This is a genomic window from Agathobaculum faecis, from assembly GCF_014287995.1.
Lineage (GTDB): Bacteria > Bacillota > Clostridia > Oscillospirales > Butyricicoccaceae > Agathobaculum > Agathobaculum ammoniilyticum.
Window position 1 is genome coordinate 238,060 of record NZ_JACOPL010000003.1, and the last position, 22,820, is coordinate 260,879.

At 60.5% G+C, this 22,820-nt stretch carries 21 protein-coding genes and 1 tRNA gene; 5 read left to right on the forward strand and 17 right to left on the reverse strand.

Translation table 11 applies throughout. The features are described from left to right. Positions 1–62 precede the first annotated feature (62 nt). From H8S45_RS04835 to H8S45_RS04845, 3 genes are read right to left on the reverse strand one after another with little or no spacing between them, the layout of a single operon-like run. Entirely contained in the window at positions 63–554 is a 492-nt protein-coding gene (locus H8S45_RS04835; RefSeq protein ID WP_054327726.1) for a GNAT family N-acetyltransferase, read from the reverse strand. Between the two features lie 3 nt (positions 555–557). Beyond that, a complete protein-coding gene (locus H8S45_RS04840; protein ID WP_054327725.1) occupies positions 558–1,331 on the reverse strand; it encodes an alpha/beta hydrolase in 774 nt (257 codons plus the stop codon). 22 nt (positions 1,332–1,353) lie between these two features. After that, a complete protein-coding gene (locus H8S45_RS04845) occupies positions 1,354–2,136 on the reverse strand; it encodes an IclR family transcriptional regulator (protein ID WP_054327724.1) in 783 nt (260 codons plus the stop codon). Positions 2,137–2,331: 195 nt separating this feature from the next. Between H8S45_RS04845 and eda the strand changes: the two genes are divergently transcribed. From eda to H8S45_RS04860, 3 genes are read left to right on the forward strand one after another with little or no spacing between them, the layout of a single operon-like run. Then, entirely contained in the window at positions 2,332–2,976 is a 645-nt protein-coding gene (gene eda, locus H8S45_RS04850) for a bifunctional 4-hydroxy-2-oxoglutarate aldolase/2-dehydro-3-deoxy-phosphogluconate aldolase (protein WP_054327723.1), read from the forward strand. Next, positions 2,969–3,316 carry a VOC family protein gene (locus H8S45_RS04855; protein WP_054327722.1) on the forward strand — a complete coding sequence of 116 codons (348 nt, stop codon included), beginning with the start codon at positions 2,969–2,971 and terminating at the stop codon, positions 3,314–3,316. Before eda ends, H8S45_RS04855 begins: the two co-directional genes overlap by 8 nt. 29 nt (positions 3,317–3,345) lie before the next feature. Beyond that, on the forward strand, positions 3,346–4,371 hold the full coding sequence (locus H8S45_RS04860) for a sugar kinase (RefSeq protein ID WP_107630912.1): 1,026 nt from the start codon (positions 3,346–3,348) through the stop codon (positions 4,369–4,371). A gap of 109 nt (positions 4,372–4,480) precedes the next feature. On the opposite strand, the gene H8S45_RS04865 is transcribed toward H8S45_RS04860, so the two are convergent. From H8S45_RS04865 to ychF, 14 genes are all read right to left on the reverse strand, one after another. Then, the gene (locus tag H8S45_RS04865; protein WP_054327721.1) at positions 4,481–5,194 is read right to left on the reverse strand and encodes a hypothetical protein; all 714 of its coding nucleotides are present in this window, start codon (positions 5,192–5,194) and stop codon (positions 4,481–4,483) included. Further along, on the reverse strand, positions 5,187–7,370 hold the full coding sequence (locus H8S45_RS04870; RefSeq protein WP_054327720.1) for a M1 family aminopeptidase: 2,184 nt from the start codon (positions 7,368–7,370) through the stop codon (positions 5,187–5,189). The genes H8S45_RS04865 and H8S45_RS04870 overlap by 8 nt, the downstream gene beginning before the upstream one ends. After that, positions 7,367–8,221, reverse strand: coding sequence for an ATP-binding cassette domain-containing protein (locus tag H8S45_RS04875; RefSeq protein ID WP_054327719.1), 855 nt, complete (start codon positions 8,219–8,221; stop codon positions 7,367–7,369). Before H8S45_RS04875 ends, H8S45_RS04870 begins: the two co-directional genes overlap by 4 nt. A gap of 100 nt (positions 8,222–8,321) precedes the next feature. Then, entirely contained in the window at positions 8,322–9,821 is a 1,500-nt protein-coding gene (locus H8S45_RS04880) for a sensor histidine kinase (RefSeq protein ID WP_107630916.1), read from the reverse strand. After that, complete coding sequence (locus tag H8S45_RS04885; protein WP_054327718.1) at positions 9,799–10,470, reverse strand: response regulator transcription factor; 672 nt, start codon at positions 10,468–10,470, stop codon at positions 9,799–9,801. The genes H8S45_RS04880 and H8S45_RS04885 overlap by 23 nt, the downstream gene beginning before the upstream one ends. Before the next feature lie 166 nt (positions 10,471–10,636). Next, a tRNA-Ala gene (locus H8S45_RS04890) sits at positions 10,637–10,712 on the reverse strand. An 84-nt stretch (positions 10,713–10,796) separates the two neighbouring features. Next, positions 10,797–11,567 (reverse strand): TatD family hydrolase, encoded by a 771-nt coding sequence (locus H8S45_RS04895; protein ID WP_147573868.1) that lies wholly within the window; start codon positions 11,565–11,567, stop codon positions 10,797–10,799. 16 nt (positions 11,568–11,583) lie between these two features. Further along, entirely contained in the window at positions 11,584–12,348 is a 765-nt protein-coding gene (locus H8S45_RS04900; RefSeq protein ID WP_147573867.1) for an HAD hydrolase family protein, read from the reverse strand. A gap of 257 nt (positions 12,349–12,605) precedes the next feature. Next, positions 12,606–12,815, reverse strand: coding sequence for a hypothetical protein (locus H8S45_RS04905; RefSeq protein ID WP_054328314.1), 210 nt, complete (start codon positions 12,813–12,815; stop codon positions 12,606–12,608). Positions 12,816–13,102: 287 nt separating this feature from the next. Then, positions 13,103–15,055 carry a methionine--tRNA ligase gene (gene metG, locus H8S45_RS04910; protein WP_082397391.1) on the reverse strand — a complete coding sequence of 651 codons (1,953 nt, stop codon included), beginning with the start codon at positions 15,053–15,055 and terminating at the stop codon, positions 13,103–13,105. Positions 15,056–15,076: 21 nt separating this feature from the next. Further along, positions 15,077–15,610, reverse strand: coding sequence for an N-acetyltransferase (locus tag H8S45_RS04915; RefSeq protein ID WP_054328312.1), 534 nt, complete (start codon positions 15,608–15,610; stop codon positions 15,077–15,079). Positions 15,611–16,172: 562 nt separating this feature from the next. Then, complete coding sequence (locus tag H8S45_RS04920) at positions 16,173–17,117, reverse strand: DUF975 family protein (RefSeq protein ID WP_107630921.1); 945 nt, start codon at positions 17,115–17,117, stop codon at positions 16,173–16,175. Positions 17,118–17,173: 56 nt separating this feature from the next. Then, positions 17,174–18,877: a VanW family protein gene (locus H8S45_RS04925; protein WP_161804788.1), complete on the reverse strand. Its 1,704-nt coding sequence runs from the start codon at positions 18,875–18,877 to the stop codon at positions 17,174–17,176. Between the two features lie 283 nt (positions 18,878–19,160). Beyond that, on the reverse strand, positions 19,161–20,264 hold the full coding sequence (gene ychF / locus H8S45_RS04930) for a redox-regulated ATPase YchF (RefSeq protein WP_186949735.1): 1,104 nt from the start codon (positions 20,262–20,264) through the stop codon (positions 19,161–19,163). A 159-nt stretch (positions 20,265–20,423) separates the two neighbouring features. On the opposite strand from ychF, the gene H8S45_RS04935 reads away from it, so the two are divergent. Next, positions 20,424–21,320 (forward strand): hypothetical protein, encoded by an 897-nt coding sequence (locus H8S45_RS04935; RefSeq protein WP_186949725.1) that lies wholly within the window; start codon positions 20,424–20,426, stop codon positions 21,318–21,320. Positions 21,321–21,531: 211 nt separating this feature from the next. Continuing rightward, positions 21,532–22,761, forward strand: a complete 1,230-nt coding sequence (locus H8S45_RS04940) for a M23 family metallopeptidase (protein WP_159068069.1) — start codon at positions 21,532–21,534, stop codon at positions 22,759–22,761. The last annotated feature ends 59 nt before the right edge of the window (positions 22,762–22,820 follow it).

Consider the following 22,820-nt stretch of genomic DNA (forward strand, 5'->3'; position numbering starts at 1 on the left):
AAGTCAATCTTTAATTTTATTTATATCGAAGAAAAATCCTGTCTATAAAAGACAGGATTTTTTTATCGACTCCGTTTCTGATAGGCCAATCGCTCGCCGCGCCCGTTTTTCAGGTCGATCAGGCCGCAGAACGTGTATCCCAGCCGCGCCAGCAGGCGCTGCATAGGCTGGTTGTCGCGGTGGGTGTCGATACGGATGTTGCCGCACCGCGCCAGGCACCATTCCAGGCAGAACGCCGCCGCACCGCGCCCGTGCTCCGCCGCCGCAATCCGGTGTACCACGCCGTAGGGGGCGTCGTCCAGCCAGGCGCCCTCCCGAATCACCCGATAGGTCGGCTCCTCCTCCGTGGTAAAGCAGAACGCCGCCGCGAGCCGCCCCTCGTCCTCGCAGATGTAGCTGCGCTGCGCGCTGATATCCGCTTCGAGCATCTCTTTCGTGGGGAAGCGTCTGCCCCATTGATGCGGGTTGCCGTTTTGCGCCATAAACCGACGCGCCGCGTCGAACAGCGCGAGCAGGTCGGGCAGGTCGGCCGGCGCCGCATGCCGTATTTCCATGTTTTACAGCTCCTTTATCCATTCCGCGCAGAGCGCCTGCCAGCGGTTCACATGCCGATCCGGCCGGCGCCCTCTTGCCGGGTCACAGGTTTCCAAATCCGCCAGCGCCAGCCCATGCACGCCATGCGGGAACAGGTGTACCTCATGTGGCACACCCGCTTTCCGCAGCGCCGCTTCGAGCAGCAGCGTGTTCTCGACCCGTGCGGTCTGATCCTCCAGCGTGTGCCACAGGAACACCGGCGGCGTTCGCGCGTCCACCAGCATTTCCAGCGAAAACGCACGCTGTTTTTCCGGATCCGTGCCGGCCAGACGAGCAAAGCTGCCGCGATGGCCGTATTCCCCCGCCGTCACCACCGGATAGCACAGCACCGCCGCGTTCGGCCGGTGGCACTGCAGGTCGGTATCGGGCTCAAACCATTCCGGCCGGTGCCAGACCGCCGCCAGCATCCCCGCCAGGTGCGCGCCCGCGGAAAAGCCCCCGACCGCGATGCGGTCTGGAGCGATCCTGAGTTGCGCGGCATTCCGCCGCACCCACGCGACCGCCGCGGCCAGCGTATGCAGCGGCATCGTGTCCAGCGGCACGGGCGCACAGTCGTATTCTAGCACGAACGACTCGACGCCGTCCCGCGCAAAGGCGCGCGCTGCAGGCGCGCCCTCCCGAATCGAGCAGAATTCGTACCCGCCGCCCGGACACAAAATGAGCGCGGGCTTGGGACCGTGCTGCGCGGCGGCATAGCGGGTCAGCTTGCCGTGCGGCAGCGTGAGTACCTGTGGCATCTTACCTTCTCCCTTTCCGCGATTACCGCTTTCCGTACATGCCGCCGCCGATCGCCTCCGCGATCTCGTCCCGCGTTTCAAGCAGCGGCACACGCAGCGCGGCGATGCGCTCGTCCGACATGCGCGTCAGCGGCGCGGAAACCGAGATCGCATACGAGGCGCGCCCCCGATAATCCGGAATCGCCGCCGCGATGCAGCGCACGCCCAGCTCGTTTTCTTCGTTATCCATCGCGTAGCCCAGCCGCCGGACCTGCGCCAGCTCCTGAAAAAACGCGGCTTCATCCACGATCGTATAGGGTGTCCACGGACGGACGTCGCTGGCGCGCCAGAGCGCGCGCGCTTCCTCGTCCGGCCAGGTGGCCAGGATGGCCTTGCCCACGCCCGTGCAGTACAGCGGGCGGCGCATGCCGATACGCGAAAACATGCGGATCGCGCCGCTCACGCTTTCTACCTTATGAATATAAACAATATCGCGCTCTTCCTGTAGGACCAGGTGGACAGTCTCTCCAGTTTCATGCCCCAGACGCTCCAACGGCGCGCGGGCGCGCTCGATCACATCCATGTTCTCCACAATATAGCTGCTCAGCTCGCACAGGCGCATGCCCGCGCGATAAACGCTGGTTTCCGCGTCCCGCTGCACATAGCCACGCGTACACATCGTTGCCAGCAGCCGGTGTACCGTGCTTTTATGCAGGCCGGTTTCCGCCGACAGCGTGCCGATCGTCATGCCGTTCCGGCTGCGGCACAGCTTTTCCAGCAGGTCAAACGCCCGCTCCAACGACTGGACCGACGAGGATTCTGCCATGGAATTTCCTCCCTTTTGTTCCGCATTATAAAACCTTGTTTCATTTTAATAGATTTTACACAAAAACACAAGAGAAACTTTGCACAGATTGTTAGCAGAAAACTCTTGCAATCTGACGGTAAAGTAATATAATTAAATCAGCAAGTGAATTCGTGAAACAATATTCCACAATATGAAACACGGAGGATGATCGCAATGAATGAAATCGAGAAAAAGGTCCAGTCCATCGGTGTCGTACCGGTAATCAAGCTCAACAACCCTGACCGTGACGCGGTTCCGCTGGCAAAGGCGCTGATCGACGGCGGCGTACCGGTTGCCGAGGTCACGTTCCGTGCGGCGGGCGCCGCCAAGGCCATCAAGGCCATGCACGACGCCTATCCGGAAATGCTCGTGGGCGCGGGTACTGTCCTGACCACCGACCAGGTAGACGAGGCGATGGCCGCTGGCGCGCAGTTCATCGTCACCCCTGGCATGGATCCCGAAATCGTCGCCTACTGCAAGAAAGTCGGCGTGCAGATCTTCCCCGGTTGCACCACCCCGACCGATTATCACACCGCCTATAAGTTCGGCCTCGAGGTCCTCAAGTTCTTCCCCGCCGAGCAGTCCGGCGGCATCGCCAAGATCAAGGCTATGAGCGCCCCGTTCCCGATGTTCAAGGTTATGCCGACCGGCGGCATCTCGCTGAAGAACCTGGCGGACTATGCCAAAAATCCTGTCATCGCTGCCTGCGGCGGCTCCTACATGGTCACCGCCGACCTGATCGAGGGCGGCAAGTGGGATGAGATCACCGACCTGTGCAAGAAGTCGGTCGAGATCGTGAAAGAGGCGCGCAATGGCTGAGTATTCTCTGGCGCACATCGGCATCAACGCCGCGAATGAGCAGGAAGCCCTCAAGACCGCTGAAATGTTTTCCGCCCTGTTTGGCTTTGCGGTAAAGCCGGGCAACAGCTCGGTCTTCGCCGGAACAGGCATCGAGGTGATGAAGGAGCCCTATAAGGGCCGGAACGGACACATCGCCATCGGGACGCCGGACGTCGCCGCCGCCAAAGCGGATCTGGAGGGGCGCGGCTTTACATTCGACGACGCGACCGCCAAGTTCAAGGCTGATGGCACGCTCAACGCAATTTACCTGACCGACGAAATCTGCGGCTTCGCCGTACACCTGGTCGGCAAGAAATAATCACAACCTATCTTTACGGAGGGAAAATCATGAAAATCGTAACCTTTGGCGAGCTTATGATCCGTCTGCAGCCGTACAATTACGAACGCTTCGTACAGGCTGACCATCTCGAATTCACCTTTGGCGGCGGCGAGGCCAACGTTGCTGTTTCGCTGGCGAACTACGGCATGGACGCCGCGTTCGTCACCAAACTGCCGGCGCACACCATCGGCCAGTGCGCGGTCAACTCCCTGCGCCGCTACGGTGTGGATACCAGCAAGATCGTCCGCGGCGGCGACCGTGTCGGCATCTACTTCAACGAGAAGGGCGCTTCCCAGCGCGGCTCGGTCTGCATCTACGACCGCGCGCATTCCGCGATCCAGGAAGCGACCACCGCTGATTTTGACTGGAACAAAATCTTTGAGGGCGTGGACTGGTTCCACTTCACCGGCATCACTCCGGCGCTCGGCCCGAATGTTGTCGATATCTGCCGCGAGGCCTGCCAGGCGGCCAAGGCGCACGGCGTCAAGATCTCCTGCGACCTGAACTACCGAGGCAAGCTCTGGACCCGCGAGCAGGCGCGCGAGGCCATGACCGATCTGTGCCAGTATGTGGACGTGTGCATCTCCAACGAGGAGGATGCCAAGGACGTGTTCGGTATTGAGGCTGAATCCACCGATATCTACGCGGGTGAGATCAACCACGAGGGCTACAAGTCTGTCGCCAAGCAGCTGGCGGACAAGTTCGGTTTTGAAAAGGTTGCCATCACCCTGCGCGAGTCCCACTCCGCTTCCGACAACGGCTGGAGCGCGATGCTGTTCGACGCGAAGACCGGCGAGTACTGCTTCTCCAAGAAGTATGAGCTGCGCATCATCGACCGCGTCGGCGGCGGCGACAGCTTCGGCGGTGGCCTGATCTACGCGCTGCTGAACGGGAAGTCCACCCAGGACGCGGTGGAGTTTGCTGTCGCGGCTTCCGCGCTCAAGCACACCATCGAGGGCGACTACAACATGGTTACGGTCGCCGAAGTCGAGAAGCTCGCCGGCGGCGACGGCTCCGGCCGCATCCAGCGCTAAACCTTACCCATAGCAACGGCATTTGCCGTTTTCCTCATCATTTTGATACCTCCCCTATCCTAACAAAGCGGAAAGCCCGCACTCCGAATGGAGTGCGGGCTTTCCGTATTCATGCGAGTCTGCCGCGCCGGAAAATCCGCATGCCCAGCAGCAGGATTCCGGCCAGCAGCAAAAGCCCCTGCGCCACCCACACCGCGGCCGGCAGCGTGAAAGGCGGGTCAGCCGGCAGGGTGAGCGGATAGCTCCGCAGCAGCGTGCCGTTCCACAGGCCGAGCGCCTCGGGCAGCGGCAGCGCGGACAGGATAAACGGCGCGGGCATCCACCCGTATACCAGCCACGGGCATGCGCCGCCCAGCAGCCAACCGCTCCCCGCCGCAAACACAAGCGGCGGCACCGCGACTGCCAGCAGAGGAAGCAGCAGGCTCCCCCAATCGTGCCAGTGCAGCGTATAGGCAAAGAATACCGCGGCCAGCAGCACGGCGGCGCCAAGCAGCAGAAGCATCCCTAGCAGCAGCGCCATGCAGCGCACGCCCGCAAAGCGGCGCGGGTCCACCGCAGTCGCGCCGGTCAGCACCGCGGTCCGCCGTTCGCCCTCCGAGGTGAAGAAGGTCAGGAAAAACAGCGTACCCACCCACAAAAGGGGCAGCAGCCGCGCCAGATAATATCCAAAGCTCCACGGCGAGAACGGCGCGGTGTACGCAACGCCCAGTATCACCTCTCCGGAAAGTAGCAGCCAGCCGTAGAGAAGCACCGCCGCCAATATGCCGAAGAAAAATTTATTCAGCAGGAGCCGGCGCAGCTCGCACACAAACACCTTACGCACGTCCGATCTCTCCTTCCTCCAAGTCGCAGGCGTTCAGAAAATCGCCCAGCGTGATATACGGCGGCAACTCGCCGCCCCCCTGCGTATACAGCCGCGCCAGCGCCGCGTCCAGCCTTTCCCGCCCGATCTTCTGCTCCGCGCGGTAGATCATCAGCGCCGTGCCGTCGTACCAGTTGACCGAATCGGCTGCAGCCTTTACCTCTGCCGCATATGCTTCAGGCAGGATCGCCAGATATTCCGGATGCCGCATATAAAACGACTGCGCGTTCTGCGACGTGGTGCGCTCCCACTTTTCGACATAATTTGCGCGGGCATACTCCTCTCCTTTCAGTTCAGCCATCAGCCGGTAGGTCGAGTAGGTCGTCATGCCCTCGTCCGTCCAGTTCGCGTCCTCCATATCGGCCAGGGAAACGCCCAGCCCCCACCACTGATGGATGATCTCATGCGCCAGCACCTCGGCGCTGTCCGCGCCCTTGTCCGGAGAGGCCAGGTTTTGATCGCTGAAATAGCTCTCCCCCATTTGGCTGATGTTCCCACTCGCGCTCCCGCCAAACTGGAACACCGTGCTCTGCACAATCTTGAACGGCTTGTCCTGCGTAAAGGTACGCGGGCCATAGTGTTCGGTGCAATAGTCAATCGCCTCCTGCATGATGTCAATCCCCTCGCCCGCAAGGCGCGGCTCGTATTTAGCGCTGTACCAGAATTCGATTGGGAAGCCGCCGCCCTCCAGCGTCCGGCACATATAGTCGCCCGCGAAAACGCGTAGTTCGCCTGCGCCTGCGTCCTCGGCATGCCAGTTGGTCGTCCCGTCGCCATTCGGCGCCCCCCTGCGCGTCGTTCCGGAGGACACCAGCGTCATCGAATCCCGCAGCGCGATATCCAGCGTGACCGGCGTTTCCTCCCCCGCCAGCTGCAGGAGCAGGGACGGGGCGAGATGCGACCCGAACAGCTCGATCCCTTTTCCGCTGATGAATCCGGCGCTGCTCATCAGTTCTTCCTGTGCGTTCCACATTTTCGGCATGCCGCCGTACTCCACGACCAGCGTGATCTGTTCCTCTGCGGGGAGTACACAGCGCACCTCGCGCGCGGCGATATAATCGTTGCACATATCCTCCCATTCCACAGGGTTGCCATTGGCCGTGACCTCCCGCACCCGATAGCCGGAATCCAGCTCGAAATACAGCTCCTGCGACTCCCCCGACGTATTGGTAATCCGATAGGAGGCTGTGCCGGACAGCGTACCCAGCAGGTAGCTTTCAATACGCGCTTCGATCTCCGTGCCGGCCAACGTCAGAGCCGTGTTGCTGCGGTCCTCCGGCTGGTAGCTCATCCAATCCGCCGGGCTGTGGTCGATAAACGGCTGCCGCGCCCACAGGATGCCGCCTCCGGCCGCCAACGTGGCCGCCAGCAGCGGCAGGGCGGCAAACCGCAGATGGCGTGCAAACGATCCTATCAGCCCGCGGCCATATTGCCGCACCCCCAGCAGCGACAGCAAGTACAGGCTGGTCAGCAGACACAGCCAGACGATACGGCTGTACAGTGCGGTGCGCCAAATCACCGCGCTGCCGAACGCATCCGACAAGGCGGTAACAAGCGGCACGCACCACTGGGCGAGGAAAAAGCGGCTGCACCACGCGCCCTGTGAGAAAACGATGCATGCCAGCACAACAGCCAGGCTGATATCCAGCCGGTACGCGAACTGATCGACCGCCGCCGCCAGCAGCGTTCCCATGACCGGACCGGACAGCAGGATCAGCGCAGTCGCGAGCCAGTAATCCCCCAGGGAAAAGACAATGTCGAGCTTGTACCAGGTATAGGGCAGGTACAGCAGGCCGGTTGCCAGCACGGTCAACACGGCCATAGCCAGCACGGAGAACAGCCGCACGGCTGCGAGCCGGAGCGGTGACAGCGCCGCGTCGGTGATTGCGGCGATCCGGCTGCGGCGCGGCTTTTCCAGGCTCGCCAGCATCAGCAGCGCGAAAGCCGCCGCCCCGATCAGCCCGCCGGTCAGCATGGGGTTGGCCAGATACAGGGACGCCATGGAATCCCCATACGCCGGTCGGTACAGCCCGTATCCCGCCAGCGGCCCCAGCAGGGTCGCCGCGACCGCCAGCCAAGTCAACCGCCCGCACAACAGCCGACCCAGCTCAACGCGGAACAATGCACGCAGGCTCATGTTTCCGCCTCCTCGATCAGGTAGAGGTAGGCGTCCTCCAGCGTCGGCTCAGCCGGCTGGGCGTAGGCGGGCAGCGTGCGCGCCACCGCGCGGCACTGGACCCCGTCCGCGGTATTGACGCGCGCGGTGATATGCAGCGCCGCGTCCTCCTCCGGCCGTTCGGAAAAGGTGCAGACATGTCCCCGCGTCATGCGGATCAGCTCCTGCGGCGTACCCGAAAAGCGAATACGGCCATGATGGATGACGATAAGCCGGTTGCATACGGACTGCACATCCTCGATGATATGAGTGGACAGCAGCACCAGCTTATCCTGCGCCGCGCGCGAAAACAGGTTGCGGAAATGGATGCGCTCCTCCGGATCCAGCCCGACGGTCGGCTCGTCAAAGATCAGGAACCGCGGCTCCCCCAGCAGGGCCTGCGCGATGCCGACCCGCTGCCGCTGCCCGCCGGACAGCGTGCGTATCCGCGCGCGCCGTTTTTCCTCCAAATTGACATCCGACAGCACGGCCTGCACCGCCTTTTTCTGGTCGTGCAGTCCCTTGAGGGCGGCCATGTACTCCAGAAACCGTTCGACCGTCAGTTCGTCATACAGGCCGAAGCTCTGCGGCAGATAGCCCAGTCGCCGCTTATAGGCGGTTTCGTTTTTCCGCAGCGGCGCGCCGTCGGCCAGAATCGTCCCTGCCGATTCGGTCAGCCCTGCCACGAGCAGCTTCATGAGGGTGGATTTTCCCGCGCCGTTCGGCCCCAGCAGGCCGACCAGGCTGGGACTTTCCAGTTCAAGGGAGATGTCCTGCAGCGCCTGCTTGCCGTTGGGATAGGTCATGGACAGGCTGTTGATACTGATTTTCATATGTCAGCGTCCTTTCTTGCGATTTCTGACGCCCAGTATATACGCGCCGCATGGAACCAGTTTGAAGCGAATGTGTGTTTTATATGAAGAAGCCCGCCGCTCAATCGAGCGGCGGGAACGTAATGGTAAAGGATACCCCCTCCGGCGTGTTGCAGGCCGTGCAAACGGCATGGCACCGCTGCAAAATCATACGCACCAGATACAACCCCAACCCGCTACCGCCCGTCCGGCGGTTGCGGGACTGCTCGGCGCGGTAAAACGCTTCAAACAGATGCGGGATATCCCCTTCCGACAGGTGCGCGCGGGTATTTTCGACCGTCAGCACCGGCCGGCCGGCCCGTAGTCGGGTGCTGACGCGGACCTCGGCTCCCGCGGGCGAATAATGCGCGGCGTTAGACAGCAGGTTTTCTACCGCCCTGCCCAGCAGGGCGCGCTCCCCCAGCACCGTCACCCCATCCGACAGGGACACCCGAAAGCGCAGGCCGCGCTGCTCGAACAGCGCTTCATCCTGCTCCAACTGCTCCTGCACCAGCTCGGACAGGTCGAGACGCTCCATTTTTACCGGCTCGCCGTCCGATTCCAGCCGCGAAACGGTCAGGATCTCGCGTATCAGCTCTTCCATACGCGCGGTCACCGCAAGCGACCGCGCGAGATATTTGTCACGGTCCCGATATACGGAAACCCCGTCCAGCATGCCGGTCAACTGTCCCTTGAGGATCGTAACCGGCGTTTTCAGCTCATGCGACGCGGCGGAAAAAAACGCCAGTCGCTGCCGTTCCAGCTTCCGCTCGCGCTCCATATCGCTGCGGAGCGCCTCATTCGCAGCCTGCAGGCCGGTCAGGGCCTCCTTCAGCTTTTGCGCCATGCCGTCCAGGCTGCGGCCCAGCACGCCGATCTCGTCGCGGCGTTTTTCCTCGCACTGCCAGTCGAAATCCAGATGTTCCATGCGGCGCGCGATGCCGCTCAGCCGGATGATCGGCCGCGTGATGTAGCGAGAATACAGCAGCGCGCAGCCCGCCGAAAACACCAGCATTGCGAGCAGCAGCCATGGCGCGGCGCGCAGCAGTGCCTGCACCGCCTGATTCTCCGGCTGCGCATACGGCTGGACGTACAGCTCGTAGGAGGTGGCGTCGTGCAGGAAGGTGACCTCCGCAGTCAGGGCGCTGGTTGCCGTTCCGGTGATTGACAGCACGCTGTCCTCCCACATGCTGTCCGCCATCCCAAACGCTATACCGTCGCTTTTTCCGCTATCCTCCGCGGCCACAACCACCACATTGTCGTTTTCATACAGCGAATAGACCGCAAGCTGCGAGCCGGTGTCCACCACCTTGCCATCCGCACCCAGCAGCATGGCTTCCGCGCCCGCGCTGCGGATAAATTCATCAAGCAGCGGCCCGCAGTCCTCACGCTCTGTTTGCGCCAGCCGGTCGACCAATTCGTTCATCTGTTCCTCTATCGCGCTGCTTATGACCGCCGTATAGGTGATCGGCGTCGCCCAGGCGATGCAGCCGAAAGTGATCGCGCCCGCGCCCAGCAGCAGGGCGAAAGTCATCAGGAAGATACGCGCGGTCAGGCTTTCACGGATTTTCTTTCGCAGCACGGTAGCCCACCCCTCTCACAGTCTCAATATAATCCACGCCGAGCTTGCGGCGCAGGTTTTTGATATGGCTGTCCACCACGCGCTCGTCCCCAAAGAAATCATAGCCCCATATCTTGGCCAGCAGCACCTCGCGCGTGAACACCCGCCCTGGGCTGGATATAAAGGCGCGGAGCAGCTCGAACTCACGCGCAGTCAGCTCCAGCGGGCGGCCCTCCAGCCGCGCCTCCATCATGTCCGGATCGAGCGTCAGCCCGCGGTAACGTATCACATGCGAAACGCCGATCCCGCCTCCCACGCGGCGCAGCACCGCCGCCACCTTGCGCAGCAGGATGGGCATGGAAAACGGCTTTACAATATAATCGTCTATTTCCAGGTCGAAACCGCGGAGCTGCTCGGCCTCCCCGTCGAGCGCGGTCAGCATGATGACTGGCAGGCGCGATTCCCGCCGGATCAGCTCGCACACGCCGAACCCATCGATCTTGGGCAGCATCACATCGAGCAGCGCCAGATCGAACGGCGCTTCATGGAAGCGGTCGAGCGCCTCCACCCCGTCCGACGCCAGTACCGTGTCATAGCCCGCATCCCGCAGGTAGGCGTCCAGTAGCTCCTGAATATCCAGGTCGTCCTCCACAATCAATATGCGTTTCATCCAAGTCCCCCCTCATCCGGTAGTATAACAGGGCTTTATGGATTTTACATGAAGAACGGAAAAATCCCCTTTCCCCGCCTTGCCGGGCAGCACATGGCGCCTTGTAGGGGTCCGGCTTCCGAAAAAAGAAAAGCCGCACTTTTTCGGAATGAAAAAGTGCGGCTTCTGGTGGAGACGGTGAGGATCGAACTCATGACCTCCACACTGCCAGTGTGGCGCTCTCCCAGCTGAGCTACGCCCCCAAAAGGTCGTCCGCTTTGTTCTGACGACGAAATATATTATACACAAATACACTTTCCCTGTCAAGAAAAAATGCAAATTTTTCGTCACGCAATCCCAAACAATCTTTTGCCGTTTTCTGTTGTGATCCTTTCGACCGCTTCCGCTTCCATCCCTTTGACCTGCGCAATCGTTTCCGCCATACGGTGTACATATAGCGACGAATTGCGGCGTCCGCGATACGGTTCGGGCGCCATATAGGGGGCGTCCGTTTCAATCATCAGCCGGTCGAGCGGTGTCTCCCTGATAATCTCCAATGCCTTGCGCGCGTTTTTGAACGTGATCACACCGGTGAATGACAGATAGTATCCCAGCTTGAGCAGCTCTCGCGCCATCTCCACGCTGCCCGCGAAGCAATGGTACACACCTGTGACGCCGGCATACTGGCGCGCGATCTCCATGCAGTCGCCGTGCGCATCGCGGTCATGCACGATAACCGGCTTGCCCAGCGCGCGCGCAAGCTCCATCTGCCGCGCAAACACCACCTGCTGCCGCGCGCGCGCCCGCTCGTCCTTTTCCCAGTAATAATCCAGCCCGATCTCGCCAATCGCACGCACCTTCGGCTCCGTCTGCGCCAGTTCTTTGATGACCGCAAGGTCGTTATTCCAATTTTCGTCAATATTTTCAGGATGTATCCCCACGGCAGCGTATATAAAAGGGTATTTTTGTGCATAGCCGACCGCCTTGCGAGAGCTCTCCAAATCACAGCCCGGGTTGAGGATCAGCCCTACACCGTTTTCCGTCATGGCCGGCAGCAGCGCATCCCTGTCCTCGTCAAAGCGCTCGTCATCATAATGCGCATGGGTATCAAACAGCATCGTTTTACTTTCCTCCTCATATCCAGCCGAAATGCCGGCAGGCATTCCACAGTCCGTCCTGGTCAACCGATGTCGTAATGTAATCCGCCTTTTCTTTCAGCGCCGCGCAGGCGTTCCCCATCGCCACCGAAAGCCAGCCCTGCCCGAACATACAAACATCGTTCGTACCGTCTCCGAAGACTGCGACGTCCTCATCCGGCACGCCCAGCACGTCCAGCATGCGCCGGATGCCGCGCTGCTTGCAGACCGGCTCGATAAACAGCACATCCTGGTTGTAGCGGACCGTCGGCAGGCCGCCGAGGTCGATCTCCCCTTGGTTTTCCGGCGTGCAGGCGATATATACCTTATACAGCTTGTCCATCCCGCGGTAATCAAAGGCCGGATCGACCGTGACCGGAAAATAATTGCTTGGCGCGACAGCCAGATACCGCTCATCCGCCGTAAGGCAGACCCGCTCGTTTTCGAGCGTTACCGCCCAGGGGACGCGCTGCCGCTCCAGCCGGTCCAGCAGGGCGACGCAATCCGTCACGGGCAGGCTCTGCATTTCAATGACCTCTCCGTCCAGCGTCAGGCTGTAACCACCGTCGGCCACGATATGCGTAAAGCCGTACCGCTGTGCGACCACGGCGGCGGAAGCCTGCAGCCGGCCGGTTGCGATCGCGGTAAAATGGCCGTTCGCGCGTAGCCGCTCCAGGCAGCGCGCCCCGCTTTCCGGCATCACGGTCGTCAGGCCGGTCGCCAGCGTGCCGTCAATATCAAAAAAGAGGTATTTCTTTCGCATGGGTTCATCCTTATCGCTTGTATTTTTTGTAGATATATCTGTAAATGCCGATCAAAGCGTCCAGCCCGCACCGTACCCCCTCCACAGCCGCGCACAGACGCGGTTATAAGCTGGGATATCGCGGATTTCCTCCGGTTTGACCGTGCTGCCCGCTCAGAAGTGCATCGAGTCGCGCCGTATGGCCGCCCAGCAGCCGCCGACAGCAAATACCGCCGCGCAGAAGCACAGGATGACTGCCATCGGAATGTTTGCCGCGTTCATTTTTCATCCTCCACAGGCCTTCCAAGCACCAGATCGGCCTCTTTCATCAGGCCACTATCGCCGGAAAGCTTTATCGGCAAACAGCCGGCATACCGCCACCTCTGCGCCGCATACCGGTCGATAATTTTCCGATGCTTACATTCCGCATTGTTGATCCAAAAGCCGCCGCCCCTGTACAGCGAAACGTATTCGTCTTGATACATCATCCAGACCCCCACCCATAAAAAGCGAGCCGCGGCGCCAGCCGCAGCCCTTCGCTCTTTTATTGTAGCACAGCTTCGCGCCGCCTGCAATCCCCGCCTCCAAACAGCAAAACGGCGGCTCTCTGAACCGCCGTTCCACCGCGCCGCAGCGCGCATCCCTCCCCCGCTATGCCGGGTGTTTGGATGCCCCGACCCAGCCGCCTTAGGCGGCGTCATTCGGGTATCGAAAGGCGGTTTCTACTGGAACCGCCTTTCGCATATAGTGGGCTTGTGAAGCCCACTATACTCTGTCAGCAGAGCTTTGCACCCGCTTCAATACCATCATCCAGCATGAGCAGATCGAGCTTGCCGTCCTTCTCCGCGGAGAGCAGCATGCCGCATGACTCCTGCCCCATCATCTTGCGCGGCGGCAGGTTGGTGACCGCAACGACCGTCTTGCCTACCAATTCCTCGGCCTTGTAATACTTGGCGATGCCGGACAGGATCTGGCGCGGCGTACCCGATCCGTCGTCGAGTTGGAATTTTAAGAGCTTCTCACTCTTCTTGACGTTCTCGCACGCGAGCACCTTGCACACGGTCATATCCACCTTGCAGAAGTCGTCGAACGGGATATCCGGCAGGAAAGTGACCACCGGCTGCTCCGCCGTCTGCGCGGCCTGCTTCTCCGCCTCGATCTCCGCGAGCTTTTTCGGGATGTCGATGCGCTCGAACAGGATGGACGCCTCGCCCACCTGCGCGCCCGCCTGTATGCCGCCAAACGAAGCAAGGCTCTCCACACCATTGTCCGCGGTGTTCAACTGCGCAAAGATCTTGTCCGCCGTTTCGGGCAGGTAGGGGCGCAGCATGGTCGCCGCAAAGCGGATGGACTCCAGCAGGTTATACAGCACCGTACCCAGGCGGTCGCGCTTGGCCTCGTCCTTGGCCAGCGCCCAGGGCATGGTTTCATCAATATATTTGTTCGAGCGGCGCAGAAGCGTGAACACCTCGTCGATCGCGTCAGCGACGTGCAGGTCGGCCATGCGCTTTTCGAGTGCCGCGGGCAGGCCGAGCGCGACCGTTTTCAGCTCGTCGTCCACCGGCTCCGCCGCAATCGGGGCGGGGATAACGCCACCGAAATACTTCTTGGTCATGGCGATTGTCCGGTTGACCAAGTTGCCCAGCACGTTGGCAAGGTCGGAGTTGATGCGCTCGCAAATCAGCTCATAGGAGATCACGCCGTCGTTGGCGAACGGCATCTCGTGCAGCACATAGTAGCGCACCGCGTCCACACCGAACAGGCGCACCAGATCGTCCGCGTAGATCACATTGCCGAGTGACTTCGACATCTTGCCCTCACCCACGAGCAGCCACGGGTGGCCGAACACCTGCTTCGGCAGTTCCTCGCCCAGCGCCATCAGGAAGATCGGCCAGTAGATGGTGTGGAAACGGATGATGTCCTTACCGATCAAATGCACGTCCGCGGGCCAGAAGCGCTTATAGTGCTCATCGTGGTTCCCATCAGGATCGTAGCCGCAGAAAGTGATATAGTTGGTCAGCGCGTCCAGCCAGACATAAACCACATGCCCTGGGTCAAAGTCCACCGGAATCCCCCAGGAGAACGAGGTGCGGGACACGCACAGGTCTTGTAGGCCGGGCTTTAAGAAGTTGTTGACCATCTCGTTCTTGCGGCTCTCCGGCTGTATGAACTCGGGGTGGTCTTCAATATGCTTCATCAGGCGGTCGGCGTACTTGCTCATGCGGAAGAAGTAGGCTTCCTCCTCCGCGTCCACCACCGGCCGGCCGCAGTCCGGACAGCATCCGTCCTTGAGTTGCGACTCGGTCCAGAACGACTCGCAGGGCTTGCAGTACTTGCCCTTGTACGCACCCTTATAGATATCGCCCTGATCATACAGCTTTTTGAAGATTTTCTGTACCTTTTTCTCATGCATGGGGTCAGTCGTGCGTACGAACTTGTCGTAGGTGGTGTTCATCAGGTCCCAGATGTCCTTCACCTGGCCCGCGACGTTGTCCACATGCTGCTGCGGGGTGATGCCCGCGGCCTCGGCCTTTTCCTGGATTTTCTGGCCGTGCTCGTCCGTACCGGTCTGGAAGTACACGTCGTATCCGGTCAGGCGCTTGTAGCGCGCGATCGCGTCGGCCAGCACGATCTCATAGGTGTTGCCGATGTGCGGCTTGGCCGAGGTATAGGCGATCGCCGTTGAGATATAATAGGGTTTCTTGTCCATCACTTTGCTCTCCTTCATAGAAAATGAAATTTTATAAGATCAAAAACAGTCGTACATAACCACATCCTGCAAAAATTTGTAGAATGATTGGTAAGCCGTCTCGGTCAGCGCTTTCGGAAAGGACAGCACGACCAGTCTGTGTCCGCTGTTTTCCACATGATATGGCGGGTGTACATGCGGATACGGATTGGTGCAGTATCCGCAGCGCGCATAGAAACCAGCGCGGCGACAGGAAACCCAGTCCTCTGGGGGGTCGATTTCCAAAACAATGGTCTTCCCGCTCTGCTGTAGCAGCGACAGTGTCCTTTGCCCGTAATGGCGATTCCGCAGCTCAGGGAATATACAGAAATGCTCCACATAAATAAAGTCTTTCGTTTCCCAGCACAGTAACAGGCCAACCCATTCCACCCCATCGAAGACCAGTTCAAACCGATACCGTTTGTCCCGCAGGATTGCCTCTTGTGATGCTATCTGTCGTTGCTCATGCGGTGGAAAGCTCTCCGCGTACAAAGCCATTGCAGTATCATACCGCCCATCCTGTATATCTGTCAACCGTTCCAGATGCAAAATCATTTATCTCCTTTCGCACACCAGCGCATACAGCTCGCTATCCGGCAGCCCTCCATTCTTACAATCACGCGCGTCCCGTTCGGTATATGGATACGGGAACACGTCCCTCAGGTTTTCCGCCCCCCGCATCGTTTGCCATTAGGGCGCAGGCCGCCACGTCCGCAGAGCGGCAGGCATGAAAAAAGCCCTCCTCCCGAATGGTTTTCCATTCAAGGACGAGAGCAAAAACGCTTCCGTGTTACCACCTTGCTTCACGCGTCCCTCGCGGCGGCGCGCCTCATCAGGTACTTCCATACCCGAAGCGCTGTAACGGGCGCCCACCCGCCGCAGCCTACCCGCGTACCGCGGCTCGGTGCGGGACTCCAAGGCCATTTTCTGCCGCGGCCCCCGCGTCTCGCTCCCACCATCCGAGACTCGCTTTGCCGTTTTCCACGCCGTACTTTCCTTTTCATCGCCATACTTACCTGTATAACGGTTCCATTATAGCATCACGGTATTTTCCTGTCAAGCGTGCAAACAGCGGCGGCACCTTCAGCTCCCGCCACCGCTTTATCCGTTTTTTCCCTTACTGCTCAGGCTGACTGACATCCTGTGTCCTGCCCGCGTAAAATTCAAACAGGCCGATAAAAGAGGTATTGATGTACGCCGCCAGAAAACCGTTGATCACAACGCCCAAGCAGGCCCCTGCGGCCAGCGCCAGCAGGAACGCCACGAAGCCCGACGCGCCGGGGATAAACACAAAGCCGAACATCGCAATCAGCCAGCAAAGCCCGCTGACAAGGCCGGACAGCACATACCACCAGAAAAAGCTTAAAACAAACAGGAGTACCTTCCCATAATGCCCGTGGAACACACCGCTCCCGTCGCGCGTGGCATCCCACGCGCCGAGTGCCTCATGCTCGCTGATCAGGACCCAGCCCGCCTGATAGGTCATCACCTTGATGCGGATCGGGATCAACACGAGCTGGTAGAATACATAAAGCACCGCCACCGCCACCGTCAAATCCGTTTGCGTCAGGTAATGCCCCGAAGCAACGGCATTCACCAGCAGGCCCATGCCCACAAAGAAAAACAGCGCCGTGGGTAGGACCGACCAGAGGAGCTGCCGGAAAAACAGGCAGAATTCCATCCGCACACCCGCCCAGAACGAGTGCAGCGAGGTAAACGGCTGGAACAGCGCGGAAACGCCCGGCTCCTCCCCACGGAAAAGGCCAATATAAAACCGCATCATGCCATACATCAGCGGGCCGGTGACGACCAGCATGACGAATATCACCAGCCATACCGAATTCAGGTTGCGCTCCATAGCCATGCTAAGCGCGTTTCCCCTGTACCCATTTGCGTACAACGCAAATAAATCTCCGAATATCGTGAGGTACAGAATCAGCACCAGCAGGAAATATGGCACCGCATACAAAAACTGTATCCCCACACAGCGGCCGATCTGCTCCTTGACCCTGCGCTTACACTGCCGCTTGATCGTCTTTCTCACCTGTACTCTATCGTGCAACTGCTGTTTCCTCCTATCGTTTCCCCGCTGTCTTTACCGGACCGCGCCCTGTCCGCTCACGCGGAGCCGCCCGCCGGCGTTTCCGGCGCCGCTGCGGAGGACGCGCCCTGTTCCGCTGTTTCTCCGGCTTCCCCGCCGTCGCCGGACGGCTCCTCCGTCTTGGGCGGTTCCTCGGTTTTGGGCTGCTCCGGCTGGATCGTGCCGACGTAGACCACCTTATCCCGCTTGTCATACCGCGAGCTGTTCGCCAGCACCTCGGTCGTCTTCCCGTTTTCCGTGATCTGCTTATAGGTGCGGGTGGAATAGCCTGTGATGCCGCTCACATCCAAGCGCGTCTGGCCCACCTTCATGGAATTATCCTTTTTCTCGATCGTCTGCGGCGAATAGGTTTCCAACACTTCGGTGCGGGTCGTAACCGTCTTGTCGCTCGTCTTGGTGCCGACGAGCGTCATAACCATCTGCCCGCCGCTCTGCTGCGCCAGGATCTTGACCGGATAATCCGTATTATTCTTGAACCGGAAATCCAGATTGCCGTAATCCACGGTCGCATCCTCGCCCAGCGGCGTATAGGCGACTGTATAGGAATGGTTATACCGCTCGGTCACCTCCAGGTCCGCGCGCAGCACGGCCATATACAGCGTGGAGGAGGGCTGGCAGACGCCGCCGCCGAACTCGTCAACGATCTGGCCGTTGACATATGCGTGCGCCGGCTTATATCCGCGCGCCTCGGTGCGCTCTCCGACCACACCGTTATACGAAAATTCATCGCCCGGGTTGAGTATGGTCCCGTTGATGGCCGCCGACGCCAGATTGACGTTGTTGGTGCGCGCGGTATTGCTCTCGTCCAGGTAGGTCACCGCCTGCGCCAGCGTATCCCGAAACAGCTTTTCCTGCAGGTCCACCGCCGTCACCTTGGGCTGCGTGGTCGTGATCGGGACGGAATAGCTTTGCTCCGTCCCGTCCCCCACGATCTCCCGCGCCTGGTCGATATCGAACTGCACGCCGGGCTTTTCCGGCACAATGGTTTTGCCGTCCTCTTTATTGACCGTCGCGCTCACCGGCTCGCCGATCACCTGCTCGGCGATCTTATCCACATTGATCGCAGGCGTCTCGGTCAGCTCGGTCGAAACCTCATACGGCTCGAAATCCATCAGGCGGATCTTTTCCGTCAGCGCCTGCTCGACCGCGTCCGTGTCAAACTGTACGCCAGGCTTGCCGGCATGGATGGTCATGGTATCCGTGCCAATGTCCCAAGTGGGTTCTACCGGCTCGGTCAACGCCTCCGCGGCGATGTCGGACAGTGCCTTTTTCAGCCCCTCCTCATCCACGGTGGCCGCCAGCTGCGCCTCGCCCCTGCCGAAAACCGCTGTGACCACATCCCACATGCGGGCCAGCGGGTTGCCCGTGCGTCCGACCGCATAGGCGTTCTCCGCGGACTGCGCCGCGTCCACATTTTCCAGCACGTCGCGCACCGGAATACGGTAGGTCTGCTCATAAATTGTGACGGAAACGTCCGCGTCCTCATACAGTGGCGCGCTCTGCTTTTCGATCTGCGCCGCGGCGGCGCTCCGGCTCAGCCCGCTGACCGCGATCGGCCCGACCGTCACCCCTGGGAACACATTCGGATAAAGGTAGGTGAACCCGCAGAGCAGGACCAGCAGAGCCGCTGCCACGCCGCCGACTATCTTCAGGGCGAGCGGCACGCGGAGCGTTTTCTTTTCCGCCTTCGGCGCGGCGCTCTTCGCCGTACGCTTCACCATATGCGCCCCTTTCCTTGTTTTATTGATCCGGTTTTCTAACATGATCTTCCCCTGTTTCGCTGTCTTTATATATGCGTAAATGAAAAATATCATACAAAATAAAACGGCAAGCACACCGCTCGCCATTTTTCGACGGTCTATACCATCCTCATTATATACAGAGCTTGTGGGATATGCAATAACAATTCGGTTAAATTCACAATATAATCACAAGAAGTAAACAAATCTACCCTCAAATACAAAAAAGCGCCGTTTTTCACGGCGCTTTTTGAGCAATACTCCCTTATACGTTGAAGCGGAACAGGACGACGTCCCCATCCTGCATCACATATTCCTTGCCCTCCGAGCGGACAAGACCCTTTTCGCGGGCCGCCGCCAGCGACCCAAGCTCGATCAGATCCTGATAGCCGATCACCTCGGCGCGGATAAAGCCGCGTTCAAAATCCGAATGGATCTTTCCGGCGGCCTGCGGCGCCTTGGTACCCTTTTCAATCGTCCATGCGCGCACCTCCTGCTCTCCCGCAGTCAGGTAGCTCATCAGGCCGAGCAGGTCGTAGCACACGCGGATCAGGCGGTCCAGGCCGGATTCGTGCAGTCCCAGTTCGGAAAGGAACATCTCCTTCTCCTCCGCGTCCATGCCCGCGATATCCTCTTCCAGCTTGGCGCAAATCGGCAGCACCATCGCGCCCTCCGCGTCCGCGATCGCCTGTACTGCCTTCAGGCGCTCGTTCTCGGCCGCGTCGCCGGTAAAGCCCGCCTCGTCCATATTGGCGGCGTAGATCACCTTTTTCGCGGAAAGCAAGTCGCTCTCTTTTACCACGCGGTCAACGTCCTCATCCTCGCCGAAGCCCTCGAACGTGCGCGCGGTCCTGCCCTCCTCCAGATGCGCCTTGAGCGCCTCGAGGAGCTCCACATCCCGACTCAGCTTTTTGTCCGCCTTGGCAGCCTTGCGGGTGCGCTCCAGGCGGCGCTCCAGATGCTCGATATCCGCCAGGATCAGCTCAAGGTTGATGGTTTCAATGTCACGTGCGGGATCGACCGAGCCTTCGACGTGGACGATATTCTCATTGTCAAAGCAGCGGACGACGTGGACGATCGCATCCACCTCGCGGATGTGGGACAGGAACTTGTTGCCCAGCCCCTCGCCCTTGCTCGCGCCGCGCACCAATCCCGCGATATCCACAAACTCCACCACCGCAGGGGTGGTCTTTTTCGCGTGGTACAGGTCGGTCAGCGGCTGCAGGCGCTCGTCCGGCACGGCCACCATACCGACGTTGGGGTCGATGGTGCAGAACGGGTAGTTCGCGCTCTCCGCGCCCGCCTGCGTGATTGCATTGAACAAAGTCGATTTCCCGACATTCGGAAGCCCGACGATACCGAGTTTCATGATTGCCATTCCTCCAATTAGGATAAGGGAAGCCCTGTCCCCGTTTTTTGTCTTGCAAATAGTATACCGCTTTCGCTGGCATTTTGCAATCTTTTGCGGTATACTATTGTCACCGTTTCTGGTATCAACATTGCAGGCTGCTGCGGAAAGGGAACCATTATGCCGTCTTATGCCACCCATCATATTTTTGCCGCGACCGTCCAGCGCGTTACAGGAGACTCGGCCGCGCACATCGCCGCCACCTACCCCGCGGGATACCGCTGGGGCGCACAGGGGCCGGACCCGCTTTACTATTACCACGCGCCATTCTCCGGCCCGCTGGGCCGTCTGGCGCGCCGCATGCACACCGAGCCGCCCGGCGCTTTGTTTGAAGCGCTGTGCGACGCCGCTGTGCAGCAGCATGACGCCGCCGCGCTCGCGTATGTATTCGGCTTCTGCACACACTACGCGCTCGACCGCGTGACCCACGCTTTCCTGGAGGCGCAGGCCGACCGCCTCTCGCTCTACCTGCCCAATTATTCCGCCGAGGCGCGGCGCAAGCTGGTTGAAAGCGATATCGACGGCATCCTGATCACCAATTACATCGCTGCCGCCCCCGCGGAGTTTGAGGCGTTCCGCCTGCTCGATCCCAGCGCCGCGGAATGCACCGTGCTGGCGCGCGTGCTGGCCGGCGCGGCGAAAAGCGCGTGCGGCGCGCGCGTCTCCCCCGCCGCGGTGTACCGCTCGCTGCACGACATGCGCCGTGTGCTGCACCTGACGCACAGCGGCAGCCATATCCGCGGCCGCCTGGTGCATCTGGAGCGGCTCGCGGGCAAGGCCGGTCTCGCCTCCTCGCTGATCCGTCCCGCCGAACCGCTCGCCGCGGACTGCGCCAACCAGTCGCACCGCCCCTGGTCCTCGGGTAACGGCGAACGAACCGAGTCCTTCTGCGACCTGTTCGACGCGGCCGTGCCGCTCGCCGTGTCGCTTCAGCGCGCAGTCCTCGAACGCTATTATCAGCAAAAGCCCCTCGATCCGCGATTTTTCCCCACGAATTTCTGCGGCGCTGCAACGTAAATTTAATTTTCTGGAGCCAATCGACAGGTTTCGTATGACTTCGCCCTCCAAAGCGGTTAAGGTATCCATTGTTACCAAACTGTAACCTTGGACATTTGGAAAGGAGGGAATATGGAGGAGCGCTTTTCTCCATACTACCGTCATGCGAAACCTGTTATCATTTTTTGCCGGACTTTTTTCCGGCCTGTTATTTGCCCTTGTGCGGGCCATATTGCTGCTTGACCGCCTAATCTGTTGGTTCTGGGATCTGCCCTGCTGGGCGGCGCTTGCCCGCGTATGCCGCGCGGCGGCAAAGCGGCGCGCGGTCTGCGCAGCGGCCGTGTTCCTCCCCGTGTTCTTTGTGCCCAGCGCGCTGCTGCTGCACAGCGGCACCCTGGTACTGGCGAACGGCAGGCCGCTCGGCCTGGTCGAGGAGGCGGACACGCTCTCCGCTGCGGTCGCGGAAATCGAACAGAGCGCGGGCGCGCTCGCGGGCGGGGAATACACGCTCCCCGTCTGCATTGAAACCAAACCGTCCTATGCACTGGAGGACCAATTCCTGACCGGCGATACGCTCAAGGCCGAGCTGATCGACGCCAGCGGGGAACTGGACACGCTTGCCGTGATCTCGGTCGACGGCGAGCAGGCGGGCGTCTGCCGCTCGGCGGACGAGGCGCAGGCGCTGCTCGACCGCGTCAAGGCGCAGTACACGACCGCAACCGATGAGGACGCGGACTTCCTGCAGGAGGTGCGTGTGGACAATGTCGTCGCCCAGACCTCGCTGGTTTCGGATTTCGGCGCGCTGTACAGCACGCTCTCCCCCCGCCTGGATGTGACCGCGACGCGCTCGGTCACCTATACTGAGGAAATCCCCTATGAAACGATCACCCGCGAGAACGACCAGCTCGACCAGACCTACCGCGCCACCGTGCAGGAGGGCTGCGCGGGCGAGGCGGTCGTCACCGCCGAGATCGAAACCGTGGACGGACAGGAACATGGCCGCACCATCCTTGCGCGCACGGTGCTGAGCGACGCGAGGAATGAGATCGTCGAGGTAGGCACCAGGAATGTCGGCATCGGCACAGGCGAATTTTCCGTGCCGCTGACGAGCTACACCTTCACCTCTGCGTTCAAATGGCGCTGGGGCAGGCTGCACGGCGGCGTGGACCTTGCGGTGGGAGAAGGCACGCCAGTCTACGCGGCGGACAACGGCAAGGTCATCGTTGCCGAGGATTCGGGCAACGGGTACGGCAACTATATCATCCTCGATCACCAGAACGGCTTCAAGACCCTATACGGGCATAATTCCGAGCTGCTGGTATCGGTCGGGGACGTGGTCGCCAAGGGCGACCGGATCGCGCTTTCCGGCAACACGGGCAATTCGACCGGTCCGCACCTGCATTTTGAGATACAGGTCAACGACGAAAAGGTTGACCCGCAGCAGTACCTGACGCTCTCGTAAACGGAAAAAGCGCTGTGGACAGTGATCCACAGCGCTTCTTATGGTTCATCGAGGAATAC